At 61.7% G+C, this 7,824-nt stretch carries 11 protein-coding genes and 1 tRNA gene; 5 read left to right on the top strand and 7 right to left on the bottom strand.

What is annotated here, in order from left to right; translation table 11 throughout:
- The first annotated feature begins 733 nt into the window (after nucleotides 1–733).
- The 3 genes from HUK84_RS07315 (at nucleotide 734) to HUK84_RS07305 (ending at nucleotide 1,985) form a co-directional block, all read left to right on the top strand.
- Nucleotides 734–1,228, top strand: coding sequence for a phosphate-starvation-inducible PsiE family protein (locus tag HUK84_RS07315; protein ID WP_176639700.1), 495 nt, complete (start codon nucleotides 734–736; stop codon nucleotides 1,226–1,228).
- Nucleotides 1,229–1,334: 106 nt separating this feature from the next.
- Complete coding sequence (locus HUK84_RS07310; protein WP_176639699.1) at nucleotides 1,335–1,586, top strand: hypothetical protein; 252 nt, start codon at nucleotides 1,335–1,337, stop codon at nucleotides 1,584–1,586.
- An 87-nt stretch (nucleotides 1,587–1,673) separates the two neighbouring features.
- Entirely contained in the window at nucleotides 1,674–1,985 is a 312-nt protein-coding gene (locus HUK84_RS07305; protein ID WP_176639698.1) for a DUF333 domain-containing protein, read from the top strand.
- A gap of 79 nt (nucleotides 1,986–2,064) precedes the next feature.
- Here the strand turns inward: HUK84_RS07305 and HUK84_RS07300 are convergent, their stop codons facing one another.
- From HUK84_RS07300 to HUK84_RS07290, 3 genes are all read right to left on the bottom strand, one after another.
- Complete coding sequence (locus HUK84_RS07300) at nucleotides 2,065–2,313, bottom strand: hypothetical protein (protein WP_176639697.1); 249 nt, start codon at nucleotides 2,311–2,313, stop codon at nucleotides 2,065–2,067.
- A gap of 95 nt (nucleotides 2,314–2,408) precedes the next feature.
- Nucleotides 2,409–2,618, bottom strand: a complete 210-nt coding sequence (locus tag HUK84_RS07295) for a TOBE domain-containing protein (protein ID WP_176639696.1) — start codon at nucleotides 2,616–2,618, stop codon at nucleotides 2,409–2,411.
- A 54-nt stretch (nucleotides 2,619–2,672) separates the two neighbouring features.
- Nucleotides 2,673–3,794, bottom strand: a complete 1,122-nt coding sequence (locus HUK84_RS07290) for a phytanoyl-CoA dioxygenase family protein (RefSeq protein ID WP_176639695.1) — start codon at nucleotides 3,792–3,794, stop codon at nucleotides 2,673–2,675.
- A gap of 228 nt (nucleotides 3,795–4,022) precedes the next feature.
- Here HUK84_RS07290 and HUK84_RS07285 point away from each other — a divergent pair, with 228 nt between their 5' ends.
- Both HUK84_RS07285 and HUK84_RS07280 read left to right on the top strand, forming a co-directional pair.
- On the top strand, nucleotides 4,023–4,304 hold the full coding sequence (locus HUK84_RS07285) for a hypothetical protein (RefSeq protein WP_176639694.1): 282 nt from the start codon (nucleotides 4,023–4,025) through the stop codon (nucleotides 4,302–4,304).
- A gap of 228 nt (nucleotides 4,305–4,532) precedes the next feature.
- Nucleotides 4,533–5,267 carry a hypothetical protein gene (locus HUK84_RS07280; protein ID WP_176639693.1) on the top strand — a complete coding sequence of 245 codons (735 nt, stop codon included), beginning with the start codon at nucleotides 4,533–4,535 and terminating at the stop codon, nucleotides 5,265–5,267.
- Here HUK84_RS07280 and HUK84_RS07275 read toward each other — a convergent pair.
- The 4 genes from HUK84_RS07275 to HUK84_RS07260 form a co-directional block, all read right to left on the bottom strand.
- The gene (locus HUK84_RS07275) at nucleotides 5,241–6,104 is read right to left on the bottom strand and encodes a hypothetical protein (protein ID WP_176639692.1); all 864 of its coding nucleotides are present in this window, start codon (nucleotides 6,102–6,104) and stop codon (nucleotides 5,241–5,243) included. The genes HUK84_RS07280 and HUK84_RS07275 overlap by 27 nt on opposite strands.
- Nucleotides 6,105–6,110: 6 nt before the next feature.
- Complete coding sequence (locus HUK84_RS23760) at nucleotides 6,111–6,461, bottom strand: hypothetical protein (RefSeq protein ID WP_374729285.1); 351 nt, start codon at nucleotides 6,459–6,461, stop codon at nucleotides 6,111–6,113.
- A 449-nt stretch (nucleotides 6,462–6,910) separates the two neighbouring features.
- Nucleotides 6,911–7,108, bottom strand: a complete 198-nt coding sequence (locus tag HUK84_RS07265; RefSeq protein WP_176639691.1) for a DUF2283 domain-containing protein — start codon at nucleotides 7,106–7,108, stop codon at nucleotides 6,911–6,913.
- Nucleotides 7,109–7,542: 434 nt separating this feature from the next.
- Nucleotides 7,543–7,628: transfer RNA gene (locus HUK84_RS07260), tRNA-Tyr, on the bottom strand.
- Nucleotides 7,629–7,824: the final 196 nt, after the last annotated feature.

Here is a 7,824-nt window from a genome sequence, read left to right as displayed (position 1 = left end):
CCGGACGCGGCGCCAAGCCGGGCGCCGAGCGCGGCCAGTGATAATCAAGTGCCGGCGACAGAAGTGAGGGAGCGGCCCGTCATGTCATGACGGCGCCGCAACGTGGCGTCGGATCGGAGGGCGCGCCGCCTGCAGGACCAGTCACGGCGAACAGCGACTGCGACCGCGACAGGCTTGTGGGCATGGCAGGATTTGTGCAGCCAGGGCGGAAAAACTGCCGCGGTGAATCTCGTGCATGCTCGCCGCCAGGACCCGGTTGACCGGACGGCGGCGGTAGAGATCGGATCCGTTCGCGAAACATGGCGGCAAGGACTAGCCGTTCAGCATCTCGTTCTTCGCCGCCGCGCTGGCCGACTGGATGAGACGAACGATTTCCAGCGATCCTTCGCGAGGCTATGCCGGCACGCTCGGCTGGGATGTCGACAAGAATACCAAGCTGTATCTGAGTGCATTCGATTCCGGTCCGGAATCGCCCGCGCTGTCCTATACGATGAATTATTCGCTGAAGAATTCGCCGCCAATTTCCAGGGGGCTCGGCCTATCTGTTCGGCCTGGACGTCACGCTGTAAGCCTCTTCCGGCCGGGTTCGCCCGGCCGGACCCTCCGGCCCCGGGGCGAGGCGCGCCGGCGGCTGGGAAGCGGGCCGGGGATGGAGGGAAGAACGGCGTTTTTCCGCCGTCCGGATCAGTGTATGAAGGGCCTTCCCTCGGCACTACACCGGAACCCGGCCTTCATGCATCTTTTCAATCGCTCCCTCGGCGGCATCTATAAACTGTTCGACGGCTTCGAAATCTTCGTCAATCTGGTCCTGACCTTCCTGATCATCGTCATCACCTCGGCATCGCTGTACCACCTGGTGATCGAGGTCTTCGTCCTGTTGTTCGGGCGGGCGGAGAATACGACGTCGATCGACCTGATCCAGGGTATATTCGGCATGTTCTTCACCGTGCTGATCGCGATGGAATTCAAGCATTCCATCATCACCACGTCCGACCTGCACCCGGCCGGACCGGCCCGCATGCGCTCGGTGATCCTGATCGGCCTGCTGGCGACGGTGCGCAAATTCATCGTCGCCGATCTGCAGCAGGTCAATGCGATGGACCTCTTCGCGCTTTCCGGCGCGGTGCTGTCGCTCGGCAGCGTCTATTACCTCATCCGACGCTCCGACACCCCGCCGCAAGGGACGAAGCGGATGCTTCTTCCGCCCGACGCGGACCACGCCGGCTGACGGACCGTCGGCGAACGCAACGCCCCCTCGGCACCTTCGCCGCAGTCCGGCCGCCGCAATCCGGCCGCCGGGAGGGGCCATATCCGTCTCAACTCTGCGCGAGAGCATGGACGCCGGCCGCCATGCTTCCCATGTCGGCATCAGTTTCTCGATGTGGGAAGCATCCATGCTCATCCATCAAAAGCCCGTCCCAGCAGAGGCGACCGAACTGGTGCGGCAGCACGGCAGCGAAGCCATTCTGCTGGCCAAGACCCATCTGATTGAAGCCGAGGAGATCGGAGACGACGAGCACGTGGCCTATTGGAAGAACGTGCTGGAAGCGATGCAGACGATTCTGAACGAACGCAAGCCCCATTAGCCGCGACCGCCGTTCCGGGCCTGATCATTCCCGGGCCTGGCTACTCTGGGCCTGTATTTTTCGTTCCGCCGGCACCAGAATGGCCGCATGAGACGGAATGTCGATATTATTCCACAGGCTGGGGCCTCGCGAGGCTGGGCGGCCGGCCCGCGCCGCGCCACGCTGCTGCTTGGCGTCCTGCTCGCCATGCCGCTGGGCGCCTGCCAGCATGCGGGCCCGTCGCGCCATCGCCACCGCATGATGGCCCACACCCGACCGGGTGCGGACGCCTGTGCCAGATCGGGGGGCCGGCTGGTCGTCCGCACCAGTCCGGGCCAGCAGACCGGTCTCTGCCGGCTGCCGGACGGCAGCACGACCGAGGAATGGGCCTATTTCCCGGGATCGGGCAGCATGCGGTAACAGGGGCGACGGCAGGGAGGCGATGGCCGGATGCGCGATGCCTGGGCGCGCGATGCCGGGACGTGCGATGCCTCTGCGCTCAACGCCCGTGCCAATGCGGGTCCCGCCAGCCGTGGGGGCCTTCGTCGTGCCAGCCGCCATGGCCATGCCAGCCCCGCCAGTAGCCGCGCTCGTCATACCAGCCGCGATGCCCGCCATAGGCGCCGTAATACCACCCCGAGTTCCATCCGGCGGGGCGATAATCGTAATCGCCGTCATCGCCATAGGCCGCGCATCCCGCCATGGCCAGGACGGCCACCGCGGCAAGCGCCGTCCGCATCACCGGCATGCGCGTTCTCCCTTCGTCCTTGCGCAACGCCGCGTCGCCCGTCCGGTTCGTGCCGCGGCCACGGGCGAAACCCGGCCGATCCGGGGGGCCCGGGGTCAATCCACCCCGACCATGACGTCCGACGCCTTGACGATGGCCGTTGCCGCCATCCCCATGCCGAGGCCGAGTTCGTCGACGGCCTCATTCGTGATCGACGCCATCACCACCGCGCCGCCGGGCAGCGCGATCGACACATGGGCCGTCGTCGCCCCCTTGTGGATTTCGATGATCGTGCCTTTCAACTGGTTTCGCGCGCTGATTTTCATACTGCCTCCATGATTTTTTTCGACCCCGGCCGCGCCGTGCGGACCGGCGGGGCATCAGCGATCCCGGGCCGGCGGCATGAGCGGGGTACGCCGCCCCACCCAGCGCCAGACGGGCTGCCCCTTGCCCGGGGTCTTGAACAGATCGCTGACCGCCCAATAAAGACGCTGGCCATGGCGGCCGATGAACGGCAGGGCGAGCGGGTCGCCGCCGGCCCAGGGCAGAAACGGATTGGAGCGGCTATAGGCCCAGATCGAGACGCGCACGGTGCTGCGGTCGGTCGTGCTGCGGCGATGGATGCCGCTTGTATCCGCGACCACCAGCGTGTTCGCCGCGACGGGCAGTTTCCGTGCGTCCGGATATCCGAGCCTGCGAATTTCGGCTTCCGAAATGCGAAACGATCCTTCGGCCGTCAGCCGATCGCCGGCATGGCGCGCCGTGCAGGACACGCGGCGTTCCCAGGCCAGCTTGCGCCGGTTGGCGCGATGCGAGCCCGGCACGTAGGCGAACGGCGCGGCGTCGTCATCCACGTCCTGCAGGAAGAACCAGGACTTCACGGTGGGATGGAACGTGTCGGTATGAAAGAAGGACTGAACGTCCTGCGCGCCCCCCGGTGCGAACTGGCTGAAGACGCTCTGCACGTAGAGCGACGGGCGCCGGCGGAACGAGCCGACATAGTTGATCAGGCCGCGATAGGCGGAGCCCTGCAGGACGGCGCGGGCGACGGGCAGCCTGTCCAGGGTCGGGCCGTCGAGGGCAATCAGGCGGGTCAGGGTATCGCCATTCACCGACTCGCGCGCCGGGACGTCGAGCGCCATGATTTCGTCCCGCAAAGCCTGAAAGGTTGCGGGGTCGAGGAAATCCCGCTTCACGATAAAGCCGTCGCGTTCAAAGGCGGCGCGGTCCTCGTCGGACAGCAATCCGGCGAGGCTGCGGCGGCGCATCGCGCCCAGCCTGGCCGCGAGCATGCGACGTCCGATATGCAGGCCGCGGCGGTTGAGGGTCCGGCTGCCGATGACCGGGTTGGTGTTGAAGGCTTTCGACGCGCTGAAGACGGCCAGCGCATGGAACGGCAGCAGCAGCAGCCTGCCGGCCCAGGACGGCCGGGCATTCCGGACCGGCGATGCGGGCGCGGCCTGTTCAGAATCGAAACGAAGAGCCGCTGCATTCTGGCCCATGCCCGCTTGTCTCCTTCAGCCATGATGGTTCTGAGGCAACGGGATCAGCAAAGCCGATCGACGCAGGAGCGACAAGGCCTTCTGCCGCGCCGTACATCACAGGTTCGTTCTCCGTCGAGGATCGTGCCGTGCGGACCGCATGCGGCGGGCGCGACGGACGCCGTCTGGCCAAGCTGTCCGACCGGATTTAGGGTGGGCCCGCCGGGGCTGAGGGAAGGACATTCCGACGTGAAACGTGCTTCGTTCCTTGCGATCGCCTTGCTGGCCGTGTCCGGCTGTTCTTATCCGATCGACCGGCGGGACGATCCGCGTGCCGCCCTGTTTCGGAACGTGGGCGCCCCCCCGTTTATGGGCGCGCCGGACGGAACGCCGGATAACGGCAGAATGCATGGGCAGGTAACGATGGGCGTCGCCTCAGGCCGAGGCCGTGGCGTCGTGCCGATGAGTTCGGCCAACGTGACCAATGTGCTGCCGGGCGTAAGCATCGGTGGTGCGTCATGGGGGATGTAGGACGCGAAAACGGCGACGGTGGGGATCCATGAAGCCGGCGTGCCGTCGTGCGACATGAACCGCCTCCGCGGCAGTCCCGCAGCCAGTCCGGACATTTCGATCGCCGATGAAAAATAATACGAATACAGAATGAATTAATAAAAATACAAATATTCAGATCGTATCAATGTCGTTAAAAATGAGTAATCTTTCGGTCGGGCAATCTCGCCCGAAGAAGAGATTACGCAAATGTCAACAAAACTTCGTCCATTTCTGGATGCGATTGAAATAAACCATGGACAAAAAATAGATATTGGCCGTTTCTTTCTAAAACTTTGCGAATCTGCGCGTCAGTTGGGCATATCATGGCATATGGGGCGCGATTTCGATCGCATGGCAGAAGTCAATCGAATGCATCAGGATACGTGGGAGCCGCTTTCACCCATTTATGATCCTGAACTATCCGATATCAATCCGGATAATGTCATCTATATCGAGGGCCAAGCCGAGGGCGATCCGGTCGTGACGTTGATCCTACGCCGCTATGATTGGCCAACGAGCACATTGCGGGAGGAATGGGAATCGGGCCGCCTTGCCTATCGCGACCCGGGCACGCAGATGGGTCCGCATGAAAAATGGATCGCGGATGCGCCAATTGCTGCCGAAATTAGTGGGCGAGTCGTCTTCGCCGGTGGTCTTTGGTGTCACCCCAGCTTTCGCCGCAAGCGGCTTCCGGTTCTGACCATCGCCATGATGCGCAGTATTTCGCTTGCGGTTTGGAAGCCGGATTTTACCATCGGTATGGTAGAGCGCGGTCCATTGACACGCACCCTTCTGCCTTTATACGGCAACCCGGCCATTCAAGGCGGTATGCAAATCATCGGCGCCTGGCGTACCTTCGACTGCAATCTGATCTGGGAAACACCAGATATATTGATCCGCCATATTCGGAATCACTCAATGCATGCGAACCAGCCTGAGTAATGGAACGGAACTGACGAAAATGTCAGATGCGCTCGTCCGCCACGGTAAGAGCAGCCGTTCGTAGCGGGACCAGAACCTGGAGCCATCGGGGTGTGTCACAAGTGCCTCGATGAGTTCCAGGCGAGGGGCTTGGCTGTGCGCTACACCGAAATAGCTGCGGGTAGCGGGAAGGATATATGCGCTGTCGGGCAGGTCCCGTACATCTCGGCCAAGCAGGCTTTCATAAGAAACTTCGCCATATTTCCCGTATGTCTGCGGCCATGCCTCAATCAGGCAGCGGTCTTGTCCTGGCATCCACGCGACTGCCCCGCTTCCGAACGCCGGGTTGGCGGCAATCCTGGAGATGCTCCGCGCGTTGGTATAACGCTTCGCCTCTTTCCAGATTGCAAATGCCGCTTGCATGCTCGCCCGCTTCGAATCCCGGAGTCGGTCCAGGGATAGATTCACAATGGTAGGCGATCCGGCGGTGGGCGATCCGGACGATTCCTCTTCATCAGGCGTTGCGATCTGGAGTGCCCGGAGGCGGGCGACGGCGTCGTTGAGGTTGTGAAGAACTTCCAGCGGCGCGAATAACGTACCGGCGCGTTCGAGGACGATGCGCGGCGGTGCGTGATAGAGGATAATCTCGAGTACGCGTTGCAGACAGGCTGCCGGGAACAATGCCGGCTGAAAGCGGATACGTGTATAACGTGCGAATGTCGCTATGGCTGCGAATCCGAGATTCCGTATAGAATACGAAACCAGGTCACAATCGCGTCCAAAATACCCAAGGTATCCAAATAATTCATTGCTATTCGGATACCATATCCTTCCATCAGGGCCGACCAGAATTTCCATATTGCGTCACTTTTGCGCTATACCAATTTTTAATATGGCATACACGTTCCGTTTTTGGAAGTGATATCGTTCACATTTCACATTTCTCAATTTTCGATTACTTTCTGAGCATTGGCGGCAGGACGGGGCATGAAGGCCGCCAAGGCTTTGCATGGAGTAGAAGGCACATTTCCTTGGGTCGATCTGCCATCCGACAATGTGCTCGTCTTTTTGGAAAAAACAAACTAGCGAAACTTGATCAGTCGAAATGGTCACGCGCCGATTATTTCGTCCCTTATTCTCGATCTTTCCGAGGCGGATATGCCCGATCTCGCTCGTGTTGGAAACGTGCGTGGCGCCGCAGGGTTGAAGCTCTATGGTTTTAGAAAGCGGCCGATCCGGATCAGGCGCATGGTGCCTTCCAATACAAGCGGCTGGGCCATCTGTGTTTTAACGAGACGGGAATTTCCGACGAAAGCGTCTTCGGTGATCCATTCTGCCTGGCGCAAGATCCGCTCGGCGACCGGCGACGGCGGCCGGCTCTATTACGGGCCGGGCGGCAGCATCACATATCGTGGCGGCGGCGATATCGGCCGCTACCGCGCCTCGGCGCCCGGAACAGGCCCCCGTCAGGGTCATCGGCACTCTGGCCAGGTACATCAAGCTGCGCATGTCGAAAAAGCGATCTCGCGACGCGGTCGTGCTACGGGCCGGCGACAAAGAGAACGCCTTCTATGCCAAGATGCTGGAAGTCGGAGCTGCACCCGCCTCGCCGACGCTGCAATCCATGATATCGTCATGGAGCAGGTCGGAAATAGGGGCACCCGTTAGGCGGCAGCGCTATGACCGGGACGCGCCGTTCGTTCCCGGACATCCAGCACTTCGATGCCGATCAGATTGCCGGCGGCATCGTAGTCCAGCATGACGCCAGGGGAGACTTCGTGCGTCTCTGCTGATTTTGCCCCCTCAGGGCCAACCCAGATGAACATGGCGTCCGCCTCGGGATCATAGCTGGTCCGGATCATGGCTTCGGCCTCCGTTTCTCGGCATCCCTATCCGGGAACACGCAGCACGCGGTCGCCCAGCCCAGGGATAGCACGATACGAGCGTATGCGATCCGCATGAACCGGATCAGCCTCGCGCCACTCTGGATAGAGTACCGTCTGTTCAACCCATTCCGCGATCATCCCGCGTCGCTCCGTCGCTTCTAGCGCATGGGGCTTAGTGATAAGGGACACGGCTTTTCCTTCGCCGCCTCAAGCCCAAGCAAGATCAAGCGCCGGAGGACTTCGGACGGCAACCTATTGTCATAACGGTATTCGCTCAAACGTCCCTACAGGGTCGGTTCTCGCTGGAAATTAACAAATACCATCCAGAACAATTTTTAGGGCCATTCTTGGGGCCAAGAATGGCGATCCCTAGAATTTCCTTGAAAGATCAAATTGTTATGGAATATATTTGGTGGAAGGGGTTGGATTCGAACCAACGTAGGCGCACGCCAGCGGATTTACAGTCCGCCCCCTTTAGCCACTCGGGCACCCTTCCGTGTTGGAAAGGGTGGTTAAGGCCATTCGGCCGGCATGTCAACGCCCTGTTGTCATGCCCTGTCGCCATGACGTGACGCGGGCGGTGGTTCGGCCTATATCGGGCCATGCGCAGCCGCCCTCCGCGTCGTCCGGACGCCCGTCCCGCCAGCCGCCCGCCTGCCCGGGCGGAGAATCCCGCCGCCAGCATGCCGGCC

The organism is Nguyenibacter vanlangensis (genome assembly GCF_013376155.1).
Lineage (GTDB): Bacteria > Pseudomonadota > Alphaproteobacteria > Acetobacterales > Acetobacteraceae > Gluconacetobacter > Gluconacetobacter vanlangensis.
Note: the sequence above shows the minus strand (reverse complement) of the source record. Positions and strands in the feature narration are given on the sequence as shown.